Here is a 13,329-nt window from a genome sequence, read left to right as displayed (position 1 = left end):
CAGGCTTACTTGAACCGCCGCTCCACACCTTTCTCCACCAGAATCTTCGCCGAAATCTCTTCCACCGAAAAATGCGTGGAATTGATATTGGGAATGTTCTCCCGCCGGAACAGGCTCTCTACCTCGCGCACCTCGAACTCGCACTGGGCAAAGCTGGAATAGCGGCTGTTGGGCTTGCGCTCGTGGCGGATGGCCGTCAGGCGGTCCGGGTCGATGGTCAGGCCAAACAGCTTGCTGTGGTGCTTTTTCAGCACCGCCGGCAGTTGCAGGCGCTCCATGTCATCTTCGGTCAGCGGGTAGTTGGCCGCACGAATACCGAATTGCATGGCCATGTACAGGCAGGTTGGCGTCTTGCCGCAGCGTGAGACGCCGACCAGAATCAGGTCGGCCTTGTCGTAGTAGTGCGTGCGTGCGCCATCATCGTTGTCTAGGGCGAAGTTGACCGCCTCGATACGCTCCATGTAGTTGGAGTTGCCGCCAATCGAGTGGGATTTGCCGACGGAATACGACGAATGGGCGGTCAATTCTTGCTCGAGCGGGGATAAAAACGACGAAAAGATGTCGATCATGAAGCCATTCGAGGTAGCCAGGATCTCGCGGATGTCCTGATTGACGATGGTGTCGAAGATGATAGGGCGCACACCATCGCGCTCGGCGGCAGCGTTGATTTGCTGCACCATGGTGCGCGCTTTGTCTGGCGTATCGATGTAGGGACGGGTGAATTTGTTGAACGGAATGCTTTCGAATTGAGCGAGCAAGCTTTGCCCCAGGGTCTCGGCGGTGATGCCGGTGCCGTCGGAGATGAAGAACGCGGTTCTTTTCATTTGCACCCTGGGCCTTAAGCTGATGACGTTTCTTGGATATGATAAGTTCGGTTTGCCGAATGCGGCTGTCGGCATTCTCACTTATTTTCCAGGTACAGGCCACAAACGCCCGGCCAAGTCAAAGCAGACAGGCGGGCGCCTTTGAGCTTTTCCAACACAGTTAGTGGAGAGATCACCTTGGTAGAGTACGTAGTTTCCCTCGATAAGCTCGGCGTCCATGATGTGGAGCATGTGGGGGGCAAGAACGCATCCCTGGGCGAGATGATCAGCAACCTTGCGGGTGCTGGTGTATCGGTGCCGGGCGGCTTTGCCACTACGGCGCAGGCGTACCGCGATTTTCTCGAACAGAGTGGTCTCAACGACCGGATCCATGCCGCACTCGATGCGCTGGACGTGGATGACATCAACGCCCTGACCAAAACCGGCGCGCAGATTCGCCAGTGGGTCATGGAAGCTGAATTCCCGGCGCGTCTGGATGCGGAAATCCGTACGGCCTTCGCCGAAATGGCCGCTGGCAACGACAACATGGCCGTTGCCGTGCGTTCTTCGGCCACCGCCGAAGACCTGCCGGACGCCTCGTTTGCCGGTCAGCAAGAAACCTTCCTCAACATCCGCGGCGTCGACAACGTGATCCGCGCGGCCAAGGAAGTGTTCGCCTCGCTGTTCAACGACCGCGCCATTGCCTACCGCGTGCACCAGGGCTTCGACCACAAGCTGGTGGCCCTGTCGGCCGGCGTGCAGCGCATGGTCCGTTCCGAGACCGGCACCGCCGGTGTGATGTTCACCCTCGACACCGAGTCGGGCTTCCGCGACGTGGTGTTCATCACCGGCGCCTATGGCCTGGGTGAAACCGTCGTGCAGGGTGCGGTCAACCCTGACGAGTTCTACGTACACAAGCAAACCTTGCAGGCCGGCCGCCCGGCCATTCTGCGCCGCAACCTGGGCAGCAAGGCGATCAAGATGATCTACGGCGACGAGGCCAAGGCCGGTCGTTCGGTCAAGACCGTCGAAGTCGACCGCGCCGAACGCGCCCGCTTCTGCCTGAGCGACGCCGAAGTCAACGAACTGGCCAAGCAGGCCATGATCATCGAGCAGCACTATCAGCGCCCGATGGACATCGAGTGGGCCAAAGACGGTGACGACGGCAAGCTGTACATCGTTCAGGCCCGCCCTGAAACCGTAAAAAGCCGTTCCAGCGCCAATGTCATGGAACGCTACCTGCTCAAAGAGAAAGGCACCGTACTGGTCGAAGGCCGCGCCATCGGCCAGCGTATCGGCGCCGGCAAGGTCCGCGTGATCAACGACGTGTCGGAAATGGACAAGGTCCAGCCGGGCGACGTGCTGGTCTCCGACATGACCGACCCGGACTGGGAACCGGTCATGAAGCGCGCCAGCGCCATCGTCACCAACCGTGGCGGGCGTACCTGCCACGCGGCGATCATTGCCCGTGAGCTGGGTATTCCGGCCGTTGTCGGTTGCGGCAACGCCACCCAGCTGCTCAAGGACGGCCAGGGCGTGACGGTCTCCTGCGCCGAAGGCGATACCGGCTTCATCTTCGAAGGCGAGCTGGGCTTCGACATCAAGCAGAACTCGGTCGACGCCATGCCGGACCTGCCGTTCAAGATCATGATGAACGTCGGCAACCCGGACCGTGCCTTCGACTTCGCCCAGCTGCCCAACGCCGGTGTCGGCCTGGCGCGCCTGGAGTTCATCATCAACCGCATGATCGGCGTGCACCCCAAGGCGCTGCTGAACTATGCCGGCCTGCCGGCAGAGCTCAAGGACAGCGTCGACAAGCGCATCGCCGGTTACGACGACCCGGTCGGCTTCTATGTCGAGAAGCTGGTCGAAGGCATCAGCACCCTGGCGGCAGCCTTCTACCCGAAAAAGGTCATCGTGCGCCTGTCGGACTTCAAGTCCAACGAATACGCCAACCTGATCGGCGGCAAGCTGTACGAGCCGGAAGAAGAAAACCCGATGCTGGGCTTCCGTGGCGCTTCGCGTTACATCAGCGAATCGTTCCGTGACTGCTTCGAGCTCGAATGCCGCGCGCTTAAGCGCGTGCGCAACGAAATGGGCCTGACCAACGTCGAAATCATGGTGCCGTTCGTGCGCACCTTGGGCGAAGCCAGCCAGGTCATCGACCTGTTGGCCGAAAACGGCCTGGCCCGTGGCGACAATGGCCTGCGCGTGATCATGATGTGCGAGCTGCCGTCCAACGCGATTCTGGCCGAAGAGTTCCTGGAATACTTCGACGGCTTCTCGATCGGCTCTAACGACCTGACCCAGCTGACCCTGGGCCTGGACCGTGACTCGGGGATCATTGCGCACCTGTTCGACGAGCGTAACCCTGCCGTCAAGAAGCTGCTGGCCAACGCCATCCAGGCGTGCAACAAGGCCGGCAAGTACATCGGCATCTGCGGCCAGGGCCCATCGGACCACCCAGACCTGGCCAAATGGCTGATGGAGCAGGGCATCGAAAGCGTGTCGCTGAACCCGGACTCGGTGCTCGAGACCTGGTTCTTCCTGGCCGAGGGCCAGGGCGCAGCCTGATGCAGTGAATTGCGGGGGCGCGTCTGGCGCGCTCCCGCCTGGTTTTATCCAGGGCGAGTTCCAGTAATGGTTCCCGCCCTTTTTTGTGCACCAAGCAACCTTATGCATAGCAGCAGCACTTTATTTCCCGTGGCCTTGCTCAGCGCAGAGCGCCGAGGCGACTTGAGCGAGGATGTGTACCGGATCAAGGCTGGCAACAGCCCCGACCCGAGCGTCGAGCTGGCCGTGACCCGCCTTGGGTTGGCCGACCAGCCAGGCGCCCAGGGCGTACCGGTCATTCTCTTGCACGGCAGTTTCTCCAACCGCCGTTTCTGGTATTCGCCCAAAGGCATCGGCCTGGGTGCGTTTCTCGCCCGCGCAGGTTTCGATGTGTGGATCCCGGAGATGCGTGGCCATGGCCTGTCGCCGCGCAATCGCCAGTGGCAGCACAACCGTGTCGCCGACTATGCCCGCGATGACTTGCCCTTGATTGCTGCATTCGTTCAGGAGCAGGCCGGCCAGGCGCCGCACTGGGTTGGCCATTCCCTGGGCGGTACCACCCTGGCCGCCGCACTGGGTGGCGGGTATTTGCCACCTGAGCAGGTCGCCAGCGCGGCGTTCTTCGGCACCCAGGTCAGCCGCGTGTACTGGCCCTTGAAAGTGCCGCCGGTGGTGTGGGGGGCGAAGTTTTTGCTCAAGCGCTGGCGGCAGATTCCGGGGCAGCGCTTAAAGCGTGGCCCCGAGGACGAGCCGATCGGCCTGGCCCTCGAAAGCATGCGCTGGCATGGCCTGTTCGGGCGCTTTGGCGACAAGGACAATGATTGGTGGGCCGGGCTTGCACGGGTCGATGTGCCGGTGCTGGCCGTGGCCGGCGCGGGCGACTTCCAGGACCCTGTATGGGCTTGCCGCAAGCTGTTCGAACAGTTGGGCGGGTCGAGCAAGCAGTTTCTGCGGCTGGGGCGCGAGGAAGGCTTCGAGGCGTTCGGGCATGTCGACATGCTGGTCAGCAAGGCGGCCCAGGCTCAGGTCTGGCCGTTGGTGGAGCGCTGGTTGAGGGACCCCTTGGTGCCCGTGCATGCTTCGATTGTGATGGCGGAGCCTGTGTTGGCCAGCTGATTCTGTGCAGCCTTTACTGGCCCTTTCGCGGGCAAGCCCGCTCCCACAGGATCACTGCAGCTCCTAGGCCAGTGGTATTCCTGTAGGAGCGGGCTTGCCCGCGAAAGGGCCGGTACAGGCACAAGCTGACCACTCAGTCCTGGATGACTGCGACAGCCTCTCCGGTGTAGCCTTGGCCCACACCCGCTTTCGTTGTGACTGACAGGAGCTTCCCATGCAGCATTACGTAACGCCCGACCTCTGCGACGCCTACCCGGACCTGATCCAGGTGCTCGAACCCATGTTCAGCAACTTCGGCGGCCGCGATTCGTTCGGCGGCCAAATCGTCACCCTCAAATGCTTCGAAGACAACTCGCTGGTCAAGGAGCAGGTCGAACTCGACGGCAAGGGCAAGGTGCTGGTGGTCGACGGCGGCGGTTCGCTGCGCTGTGCGCTGCTGGGCGACATGCTGGCCGAGAAGGCTGCCAAAAATGGCTGGGAAGGCTTGGTGATCTACGGCTGCGTACGCGACGTGGACATCCTGATCCAGACCGACGTCGGCGTGCAGGCCCTGGCCAGCCACCCGAAGAAGAGCAACAAGCGCGGCATCGGCGAGCTCGACGTGCCAGTGACCTTCGCCGGCGTGACCTTCCGCTCGGGTGAATACGTATATGCCGACAACAATGGCGTGCTGGTCTCGCCAAGCCCGCTGAAAATGCCGGAGTGATGCGCCGCACGCGCTGATGGAGCTTTGATGTTCGAGGAAGACAACGCGCAGTGGGGGCTGGTGCATGCCCTGGTGCTCGATGGCAAAGGCGGCGCGCGCTCGATTGCCCGTACCGAACTGGACGACCTGCAACTGCACCCCCAGGAAAGCCTCTGGCTGCACTGGGACCGCAGCCACCCGCAAACCCGTACCTGGCTGCTGCGCGACAGCGGCCTGAGCGAGTTTGCCTGCGATTTGCTGCTGGAAGAAAACACCCGGCCGCGCTTGCTGCCGCTGGTGGATGAACAGTTGTTGCTGTTTTTGCGCGGGGTCAACCTCAACCCGGGCGCCGAGCCTGAAGACATGGTTTCGGTGCGCATTTTCGCCGAGGCGCAGCGGGTCATCTCGCTGCGCCTGCGGCCGCTGCGGGCCAGCGACGAAATTCTGCAGTTGCTCAGCGAGGGCAGGGGGCCTAAGTCGGCTTCCGAGTTGTTGCTGTTGATGGGGGAACTGCTGACCGAAAAGGTCCAGGGCCTGGTCAGCGACCTGTCCGAATTGGTTGATCTCGAAGAAGAAAAGGTCGAATCCGACGAACGGTACACTCCAGAGCAGGGCAGCCTGCAGCAGATCCGCCGTCGGGCCGCTGGCCTGCGGCGTTTTCTGGCGCCGCAGCGTGAAATCTACGCCCAGCTGTCACGCAGCAAGTGGAGCTGGTTCGCCGATGCCGATGCCGACTACTGGAACGAGTTGAACAACAGCCTGATCCGCTACCTCGAAGAGCTCGAGCTGACCCGCGAGCGGGCCGCGCTGGTGCTTGAGAGCGAGGACCGGCGCCGCAGCGAGCGGATGAACCGGACCATGTACCGCTTCGGCATCATCACCTGTATTTTCCTGCCCATGAGCTTCGTCACCGGGCTGCTCGGCATCAACGTCGGCGGTATTCCGGGGTCGAACAGCCCGTATGGCTTCCTGTTCGCCAGCCTGCTGGTGCTGGGCTTGGCAGTGGGGCAGTGGTGGCTGTTCCGGCGGTTGCGGTGGGTGTGAATGGCTATTGACCTGTACTGGCCTCTTCGCGGGCATTGCATTGATTTATCTTGCAGCGCGATCCCTGTGGGAGCGGGCTTGCCCGCGAAGAATCCAACGCGTGTTCATTTTGAAACATTCGTCCCAAGGCGATGTGTGACCCATCGCTGTGCCATCTCGTCTCTTGCTGATACTGCGCGAGGTGCCCATGCACGATCCGTTTGAAGAATCCCTGCGCGACCTGCTCAAGGCGTCACCGTCCGGCCAGGACCGAGATGACGCCGCCTGCTTGGGTCGTGTGCTGAAAACCGCCAACCGCCAGGTCGGTGCGGGTGATCTGTTCAGCCTGCTTGGCCGTTGGAGCCAGGCGCTGCTGATTGCCGTCAACAATGGCTCGGCGCATGTTGCGCCCGTGCGTAGAAACTCTACCCGCAACGCTGCCAGCGGCAGCAAAGCAGATAAGGCCGATTGAATATGGAACTGGATCTCTGGACCCAAAGCCTGGTCACTGCCATGACGGCCCTTTGGACCAAGGTGGCGAACTTCATCCCTAACCTGTTCGGCGCGCTGGTGGTGGTGCTGCTCGGTTTCGTGGTGGCCAAGCTGCTCGATGCGCTGCTCTCCAAATTGCTCGCCAAGCTTGGCTTGGACCGCCTGATGGCCGGTACCGGGCTGACCAAGATGTTGAGCCGGGGTGGCATCCAGGTGCCGATATCGACCCTGATCGGCAAGATCGTCTACTGGTTCGTGTTGCTGATCTTCCTCGTTTCGGCCGCTGAATCGCTGGGCCTTGAGCGGGTGTCGGCGACCCTCGACATGCTCGCCCTGTACCTGCCTAAAGTGTTCGGCGCGGCGCTGGTGCTGCTGGCCGGCGTGCTGCTGGCGCAGGTGGCTAATGGCCTGGTGCGCGGTGCAGCCGAAGGCATTGGCCTTGAGTATTCCGCCGGTATTGGGCGTATCACCCAAGGCCTGGTGATCATCATCAGCATCTCGGTGGCCATCAGCCAGCTCGAGGTCAAGACCGACCTGCTGAACCACGTGATCGTCATCGGGCTGATTACCGTTGGTCTGGCCGTTGCCTTGGCCATGGGCCTCGGCAGCCGCGAAATCGCTGGGCAAATTCTGGCCGGCATCTACGTGCGCGAGCTGTACCAAGTCGGCCAGCAGGTGCGGATTGGAGAGGTCGAAGGGCATATCGAGGAAATCGGCACGGTGAAGACGACGCTGTTGACCGATGATGGCGAACTGGTGTCGCTGTCTAACCGCGTGTTGCTTGAGCAGCGTGTCAATAGCCGCTAACCGCACAAAAGCTGTTAATGTATGCCGCCGCGAAATCGACCCCACGGGGTCGAGCGGCGACATTGACCTGACTGTCGGCCAGATCCGTTTTGAATAAAGTTCATTCGCCGCCCATGCGTTATGACCCCCGCGAGCTCACCGACGAAGAGTTGGTGGCGCGTTCGCATGAGGAGCTGTACCACGTTACCCGCGCCTATGAGGAGCTCATGCGGCGCTACCAGCGGACCCTGTTCAACGTCTGTGCACGTTATTTGGGGAACGACCGGGATGCCGACGATGTCTGTCAGGAAGTGATGCTGAAAGTGCTGTACGGGCTGAAAAACTTCGAAGGTAAATCGAAGTTCAAAACCTGGCTCTACAGCATCACCTACAACGAGTGCATTACCCAGTACCGCAAGGAGCGACGCAAACGTCGGTTGATGGATGCCTTGAGTCTGGACCCTATTGAAGAGGCGTCCGAAGACAAGGCACCCAAACCCGAAGAAAAAGGCGGGCTGGACAAATGGCTCGTGCATGTGAACCCGATCGATCGGGAAATCCTGGTGCTGCGATTTGTCGCAGAGCTGGAATTTCAGGAAATCGCGGATATCATGCACATGGGCCTGAGCGCGACGAAAATGCGTTACAAGCGCGCGCTAGACAAGCTTCGAGAGAAATTTCACGGGCTGGATGAAACTTAAGCGCGTGCAATAATCTCTAACGAATCGGCGAGTTCTGCTAGACTAGCCGTCGAGTTGTCCCCCTTGTTGTTGGTGGGACTGCTTAACTATCACCAGATGGGGATTTAACGGATGAAATTGAAAAACACCTTGGGCTTGGCCATTGGCTCGCTCGTAGCCGCTACTTCGTTCGGCGTTCTGGCTCAAGGCCAAGGCGCAGTCGAAATCGAAGGTAACGTTACCAAGCAGTACTACGACAGCGAGCGTAACTTCAAGAACGACGGCACCAATCCTGGTGTTCGCCTCGGTTACTTCCTGACCGACGACGTCTCCCTGGACCTGGGCTACAACGAGACTCACAACGCTCGTGGTGAAGTCTTCAACAAAGACATCAAAGGTTCGAAAGCCAAGCTCGACGCTACCTACCACTTCGGTACCGTAGGCGATGCTCTGCGTCCGTACGTTTCCGCTGGTTTCGCTCACGAGAGCCTGGGCCAAGCTACCCGTAGCGGCCGCGACCACTCCACCTTCGCCAACGTTGGCGCTGGCGCCAAGTGGTACATCACCGACATGTTCTTCGCCCGTGCTGGCGTTGAAGCCATGTACAACATCGACAACGGCAACACCGAGTGGGGCCCATCCGTTGGTGTTGGTCTGAACTTCGGTGGCAGCGGTGGCAAAGTTGCTCCAGCTCCGGCTCCAGTAGCTGAAGTCTGCTCCGACAGCGACAACGACGGCGTGTGCGACAACGTCGACAAGTGCCCAGACACCCCGGCCAACGTTACCGTTGACGCCGACGGCTGCCCGGCTGTTGCCGAAGTCGTTCGTGTTGAGCTGGACGTCAAGTTCGACTTCGACAAGTCGGTCGTCAAGCCAAACAGCTACGGCGACATCAAGAACCTGGCTGACTTCATGAAGCAGTACCCACAAACCACCACCGTGGTTGAAGGTCACACTGACTCCGTAGGTCCAGACGCTTACAACCAGAAGCTGTCCGAGCGTCGTGCCAACGCTGTCAAGCAAGTCCTGACCCAGCAGTACGGCGTAGAATCGAGCCGTGTTGACTCGGTTGGCTACGGTGAGACCCGTCCGGTTGCTGACAACGCCACCGAAGAAGGTCGCGCTGTTAACCGTCGCGTTGAAGCGCAAGTAGAAGCCCAAGCCAAGTAATTGGTTCGATGCTTCATGAAAAACCCGGCCTCGGCCGGGTTTTTCTTTGCCTGCGATTTCATGGGTGCTGGCTTGCCAGCGAAGAGGCCAGCACAAGCAACACGCCGCTAGCCAGCGGCTGACCATTCCATCAGCTGTGCCTGAGCAACTCCAACCACCTCGCCAATCACCAGTATCGCCGGGCTGCAGAGCCCGAACGCCCGCGCATCGTCAACCATCCCCTGCACATCACTGCGGCATTCACGCTGCTGCGGCAATGACGCATTCTCGATCATCGCCACCGGCATATGGGGCGCCATGCCACCGTGCAGCAGCCCTTGGCGAATCTGCTCCAGCCGCGCTACACCCATGTACACCACCAGCGTCGTACCACCCTGCGCCAGCGCCGCCCAGTTCAGGTCGCTGTCATCCTGGGTATGTGCGGTTACCAGCGTCACGCCGCGGCTCACCCCGCGTGAGGTCAGTGATATGCCGCATTGCGTCGCCCCCGCCAAGCCTGCTGTGATGCCGTTGACCAGCTCGACCTCGATGCCATGGCCTTGCAGCCAGGCAGCCTCTTCGCCACCCCGACCGAAGATGCACGGGTCGCCGCCTTTGAGCCGTACCACACAGCGCCCCTGGCGCGCATGGCGCAACATCAGGCGCTGGATAAAGGCCTGCGGCGTGGAGCGGCAGCCACCGCGCTTGCCCACGGCAATCACCCGTGCCTGTGGGCAATGCTCCAGCACGGCGGGGTTCACCAGGTCGTCGATCATCACCACCTGGGCGTGCTGCAGTGCACGCACGGCCTTGAGGGTCAGCAGTTCGGGGTCGCCAGGGCCAGCACCGACCAGCCAGACTTTTGCATTCATCAACGTTTCCTCATCGGCAAGGCGACTCAGCCCTTGAGCAGGGTGAGCAGCAGTATCAGGTTACACAGCAGGGACAGCAGGGCCAGGGTGCGCCAGACTTTCAGCGGTTCGCGCTCCAGCAACGGCCGGGGGCGATTAGGCGCATCCTGGCGGTCGCCGCGTTCGAGCAGCAGCAACCAGTGTTCAGCGGTTTCAAAGCGGTGCGCCGGGTCGGCCGCCACCGCTTGCAGCAGGTTGTGCTGCAACCATTCCGGCAGATCAGGGCGATAGCGCGAGGCATTGACCGGCTGGCCGAAGCGTGGCCGCTGGAACGGCTCCACTTCGCCATAGGGGTAGTGCCCGGTCAGCAGGTGATAGAGCGTCACGCCGGCGGCATAGAGGTCTTGCCGCGGGCTGGGGGGCTGGCCTTCGAAGGCTTCCGGGGCGATGAAGGAGGGCGTGCCGGGCAGCTCGTGCTGCGGGTCTTCGGACAGGCCAGGGCAGTAGGCCAAACCGAAGTCCAGCAGGCGCAGTTGGCCATCGGCGCCCAGGTGCAGGTTTTCTGGTTTGATGTCGCGGTGCAGCAAGTTGCGCCGATGCAGCACGCCGACGGCTTGCAGCAGTTGACGGGCCATTTCCAGCCACTGCGCCAGCGGCAGCGGCCCGTGCTGGTTGAGCAGCGCCGAAAGGCTTTGGCCGGGGTATTCGCGCATCACGTAGTACAGGTGCTGGCGCTGGCTGGCGACGTGCAGTTCAGGGAAGTGCCGCCCGGCCACCCTGCGCAGGAACCACTCTTCCATCAGCAGCCCTTGCGCTGCCCCAGGCTCCTGTTCGCGGGCAGCGGGCAGGGTCTTGAGCAGCCATGCGTGGCCGTGGCCGTCGCGTGCCCGGTACAGCAGGGATTGACGGCTGTGCGAGAGCAGCGTCTCGATCTGCCAGCCATCGATCACCTGGCCTTCGCGAAGGGGGCCGGGCACAGGCCACTGCTGCAGCTGTGCCAAGGTATCGCCCAGGTTGGTCGGCCCCAGTTGTTCAACCTGCACCAACAAGGCGCTGGCGTTGTCCTGGCTGCCATTGAGGTGGGCGCTGGCAACCAGAGTGTCGGCCGCCTGTTGCAGATCGGGCTGCTCGCGCAAGACCGACTGGATGTGCTGGTCACCCAGGCTGGCCCAGACCCCATCGCTCAAGAGCACGAAGCACTCGCCTGGCTGCAGTTCGCCTTCCAGGTAATCGACCAACAGGTGCTGGTCCAGCCCTAGTGCGCGTTTGAGCACATGCTGCATGCCCGGTTGATCCCACACGTGGTCTTCGCTCAGGCACTGCAGGCGGCCGTGGTGCCAGCGGTAGACGCGGCAGTCGCCGACATGCGCCAGGGTAAAGCGCCGACCGCGCAGCACCAGTGCGCTGAGGGTGGTCAACAGCGGCTGGCCGCTGCCCTGGGCGCGCAGCCAGCGGTTCTGCGCCAGCAACAGGCGGTCCAGCGCCTGTGCCACGCTCCAGGTGGCGGGGGTGGCGTAGTAGTCCAGGGCCAGCGCCTGCAAGCTGGCCCGTGCGGCCAGGCCGCCATCGGCGCATTGGCTGACACCGTCGGCGAGGGCGAACAGGTAGCCCTTGCTGGCGGCCAGCTCTGGCGCCGGGGTGACCAGGCGCAGGGCATCCTGGTTTTCCGCGCGGGGCCCGGTGGCGCTGGCGTGGGCAAAGCTCAGTTGCAGGCTCATGGGGGGGCTCAGACCCGCGCCGCGGTCACGGCAGCCGAGCCCCAGGTGGTGCGCCAGCGCTGCTTGACGCCATGCAGGCCGAACCAGGCCAGCAAGCCGAGGCTGGCGAACAGCCACAGCCCCAATTGATAGTCGCCGGTGTGTTGCTTGATGGTGCCAAGGCCCGCGGCCAGCAGGAAGCCGCCGATGCCACCGGCCATGCCGATCAGCCCAGTCATTACCCCGATTTCCTGGCGGAAACGTTGTGGCACCAACTGGAACACGGCGCCATTGCCAGCGCCCAGGCCGAGCATGGCGCTGACGAACAGCGCTAGGGCCGCTGCCGCGCTGGGCAAGTTGAAGCCTACGGCCGCGATGCAGATGGCGGCCACGCTGTACATGCCCAGCAGCGTGCGAATGCCGCCAAAGCGATCGGCCAGAGCGCCGCCGAGCGGGCGCATCAGGCTACCGGCAAACACGCAGGCGGCTGTGTAGTAGCCGGCGGTAACCGGGCTCAGGCCATACTGGTCGCTGAAGTAGCCGGGCAGGGCACTGGCCAGGCCGATAAAGCCGCCGAAGGTAACGCTGTAGAAGAACATGAACCACCAGCTGTCGCGGTCACCGAGGGCCTTGAGGTAGTCGGCCATGGCTTTGCGCTTGGGCCGCTCGGGCGCGTTGCGCGCCAGCAGCGCGAACACCACCAGGGTCAGTGACAGCGGGATCAGGGCGAAGCCGAACACGTTGTTCCAGCCAAAGCCTGCAGCCAAGGCGGGAGCCAGCAAAGCGGCGAACACCGTGCCGGAGTTGCCGGCCCCGGCGATGCCCATGGCCTTGCCTTGGTGCTGCGGCGGGTACCACTGCGAGGCCAGCGGCAGCGAAACCGCGAACGAGGCGCCGGCAAAGCCCAGGAACACCCCTAGCAGCAAGGCCTGCTCATAACTGTGTACGCCCAGGTACCAAGCGCCAGCCAGGGCGACGATGACGATCACCTGGCCGATCAGGCCGGCGGTCTTGGGCGAAAGGCGGTCAACCAGCAGCCCCATGGCAAAGCGCAGTATTGCGCCGGCCAGGATCGGCGTCGCTACCATCAGGCCCCGTTGCTGTGCACTCAATTGCAGGTCGGCTGCGATTTGCACCGCCAGTGGGCCGAGCAGGTACCAGACCATGAAGCTCAGGTCGAAATACAGGAACGCGGCGAACAGCGTGGGCACATGCCCGGATTTCCAGAAGCTGGTACTCATTGAACACCTCACTTGGCAACGCAACGGAACGAAAAAGACGCCGCTACCCGGTCCACGGCTGTGGAAGGGTGAGCGACGTCTTTGTCGGGATTTAAGTGGGGCAACCGCCGTTGGCTACCGGTGATGGGCAAGGTGTTCATCAATCGCGCGGGCCGCCTGGGGCTATCACTTCCCGCGAGCCGTTGCTGTTCATCGGGGTGACCACGCCGGCCATCTCCATTGCCTCGATCATGCGTGCGGCACGGTTGTAGCC

The 13,329-nt window shown here is 62.3% G+C and carries 13 protein-coding genes; 8 read left to right on the top strand and 5 right to left on the bottom strand.

The window, feature by feature from the left end:
- Positions 1–5: 5 nt before the first annotated feature.
- The gene (locus OO306_RS22785) at positions 6–824 is read right to left on the bottom strand and encodes a pyruvate, water dikinase regulatory protein (protein WP_027596678.1); all 819 of its coding nucleotides are present in this window, start codon (positions 822–824) and stop codon (positions 6–8) included.
- A gap of 177 nt (positions 825–1,001) precedes the next feature.
- On the opposite strand from OO306_RS22785, the gene ppsA reads away from it, so the two are divergent.
- The 8 genes from ppsA to OO306_RS22745 all read left to right on the top strand — a co-directional run bounded on the left by ppsA (position 1,002) and on the right by OO306_RS22745 (position 9,308).
- Positions 1,002–3,377 (top strand): phosphoenolpyruvate synthase, encoded by a 2,376-nt coding sequence (gene ppsA / locus OO306_RS22780; protein ID WP_265969985.1) that lies wholly within the window; start codon positions 1,002–1,004, stop codon positions 3,375–3,377.
- 102 nt (positions 3,378–3,479) lie between these two features.
- Positions 3,480–4,472 (top strand): alpha/beta fold hydrolase, encoded by a 993-nt coding sequence (locus OO306_RS22775; protein WP_265969984.1) that lies wholly within the window; start codon positions 3,480–3,482, stop codon positions 4,470–4,472.
- Positions 4,473–4,686: 214 nt separating this feature from the next.
- Complete coding sequence (rraA, locus tag OO306_RS22770) at positions 4,687–5,178, top strand: ribonuclease E activity regulator RraA (RefSeq protein ID WP_252827172.1); 492 nt, start codon at positions 4,687–4,689, stop codon at positions 5,176–5,178.
- Between the two features lie 27 nt (positions 5,179–5,205).
- A complete protein-coding gene (locus OO306_RS22765; RefSeq protein ID WP_027596674.1) occupies positions 5,206–6,201 on the top strand; it encodes a zinc transporter ZntB in 996 nt (331 codons plus the stop codon).
- 187 nt (positions 6,202–6,388) lie between these two features.
- Positions 6,389–6,652: a hypothetical protein gene (locus OO306_RS22760; RefSeq protein WP_027596673.1), complete on the top strand. Its 264-nt coding sequence runs from the start codon at positions 6,389–6,391 to the stop codon at positions 6,650–6,652.
- Positions 6,653–6,654: 2 nt separating this feature from the next.
- Positions 6,655–7,479: a mechanosensitive ion channel domain-containing protein gene (locus OO306_RS22755; RefSeq protein ID WP_027596672.1), complete on the top strand. Its 825-nt coding sequence runs from the start codon at positions 6,655–6,657 to the stop codon at positions 7,477–7,479.
- A 113-nt stretch (positions 7,480–7,592) separates the two neighbouring features.
- Positions 7,593–8,159 carry an RNA polymerase sigma factor SigX gene (gene sigX / locus OO306_RS22750; protein ID WP_033694384.1) on the top strand — a complete coding sequence of 189 codons (567 nt, stop codon included), beginning with the start codon at positions 7,593–7,595 and terminating at the stop codon, positions 8,157–8,159.
- 111 nt (positions 8,160–8,270) lie between these two features.
- Positions 8,271–9,308 (top strand): OmpA family protein, encoded by a 1,038-nt coding sequence (locus OO306_RS22745; protein WP_027596670.1) that lies wholly within the window; start codon positions 8,271–8,273, stop codon positions 9,306–9,308.
- 107 nt (positions 9,309–9,415) lie between these two features.
- Here OO306_RS22745 and cobA read toward each other — a convergent pair whose 3' ends face one another.
- The 4 genes from cobA to OO306_RS28435 form a co-directional block, all read right to left on the bottom strand.
- Positions 9,416–10,159, bottom strand: a complete 744-nt coding sequence (gene cobA / locus OO306_RS22740) for a uroporphyrinogen-III C-methyltransferase (RefSeq protein ID WP_265969983.1) — start codon at positions 10,157–10,159, stop codon at positions 9,416–9,418.
- A 26-nt stretch (positions 10,160–10,185) separates the two neighbouring features.
- On the bottom strand, positions 10,186–11,856 hold the full coding sequence (locus OO306_RS22735) for a bifunctional protein-serine/threonine kinase/phosphatase (protein WP_265969982.1): 1,671 nt from the start codon (positions 11,854–11,856) through the stop codon (positions 10,186–10,188).
- Between the two features lie 8 nt (positions 11,857–11,864).
- Positions 11,865–13,076, bottom strand: a complete 1,212-nt coding sequence (locus tag OO306_RS22730) for a NarK/NasA family nitrate transporter (RefSeq protein WP_027596667.1) — start codon at positions 13,074–13,076, stop codon at positions 11,865–11,867.
- 139 nt (positions 13,077–13,215) lie between these two features.
- Positions 13,216–13,329, bottom strand: a 114-nt coding sequence (locus OO306_RS28435; protein WP_369124842.1) for a DNA translocase FtsK, incomplete at its 5' end; no start/stop codon positions are given.

The sequence above is a fragment of the Pseudomonas sp. DCB_AW genome (assembly GCF_026240895.1).
Lineage (GTDB): Bacteria > Pseudomonadota > Gammaproteobacteria > Pseudomonadales > Pseudomonadaceae > Aquipseudomonas > Aquipseudomonas kermanshahensis.
The sequence above is the reverse complement of the archived record's forward strand: the minus strand, read 5'-3'. Positions and strand labels throughout refer to the sequence as shown.

What these genes read in the sequence shown, in the direction of transcription:
- OO306_RS22785 (WP_027596678.1), bottom strand. Translation starts at nt 824, where the DNA reads ATGAAAAGAACCGCGTTCTTCATCTCCGACGGCACCGGCATCACCGCC.
- OO306_RS22775 (WP_265969984.1), top strand. Translation starts at nt 3,480, where the DNA reads ATGCATAGCAGCAGCACTTTATTTCCCGTGGCCTTGCTCAGCGCAGAG.
- rraA (WP_252827172.1), top strand. Translation starts at nt 4,687, where the DNA reads ATGCAGCATTACGTAACGCCCGACCTCTGCGACGCCTACCCGGACCTG.
- OO306_RS22765 (WP_027596674.1), top strand. Translation starts at nt 5,206, where the DNA reads ATGTTCGAGGAAGACAACGCGCAGTGGGGGCTGGTGCATGCCCTGGTG.
- OO306_RS22760 (WP_027596673.1), top strand. Translation starts at nt 6,389, where the DNA reads ATGCACGATCCGTTTGAAGAATCCCTGCGCGACCTGCTCAAGGCGTCA.
- OO306_RS22755 (WP_027596672.1), top strand. Translation starts at nt 6,655, where the DNA reads ATGGAACTGGATCTCTGGACCCAAAGCCTGGTCACTGCCATGACGGCC.
- sigX (WP_033694384.1), top strand. Translation starts at nt 7,593, where the DNA reads ATGCGTTATGACCCCCGCGAGCTCACCGACGAAGAGTTGGTGGCGCGT.
- OO306_RS22745 (WP_027596670.1), top strand. Translation starts at nt 8,271, where the DNA reads ATGAAATTGAAAAACACCTTGGGCTTGGCCATTGGCTCGCTCGTAGCC.
- cobA (WP_265969983.1), bottom strand. Translation starts at nt 10,159, where the DNA reads ATGAATGCAAAAGTCTGGCTGGTCGGTGCTGGCCCTGGCGACCCCGAA.
- OO306_RS22735 (WP_265969982.1), bottom strand. Translation starts at nt 11,856, where the DNA reads ATGAGCCTGCAACTGAGCTTTGCCCACGCCAGCGCCACCGGGCCCCGC.
- OO306_RS22730 (WP_027596667.1), bottom strand. Translation starts at nt 13,076, where the DNA reads ATGAGTACCAGCTTCTGGAAATCCGGGCATGTGCCCACGCTGTTCGCC.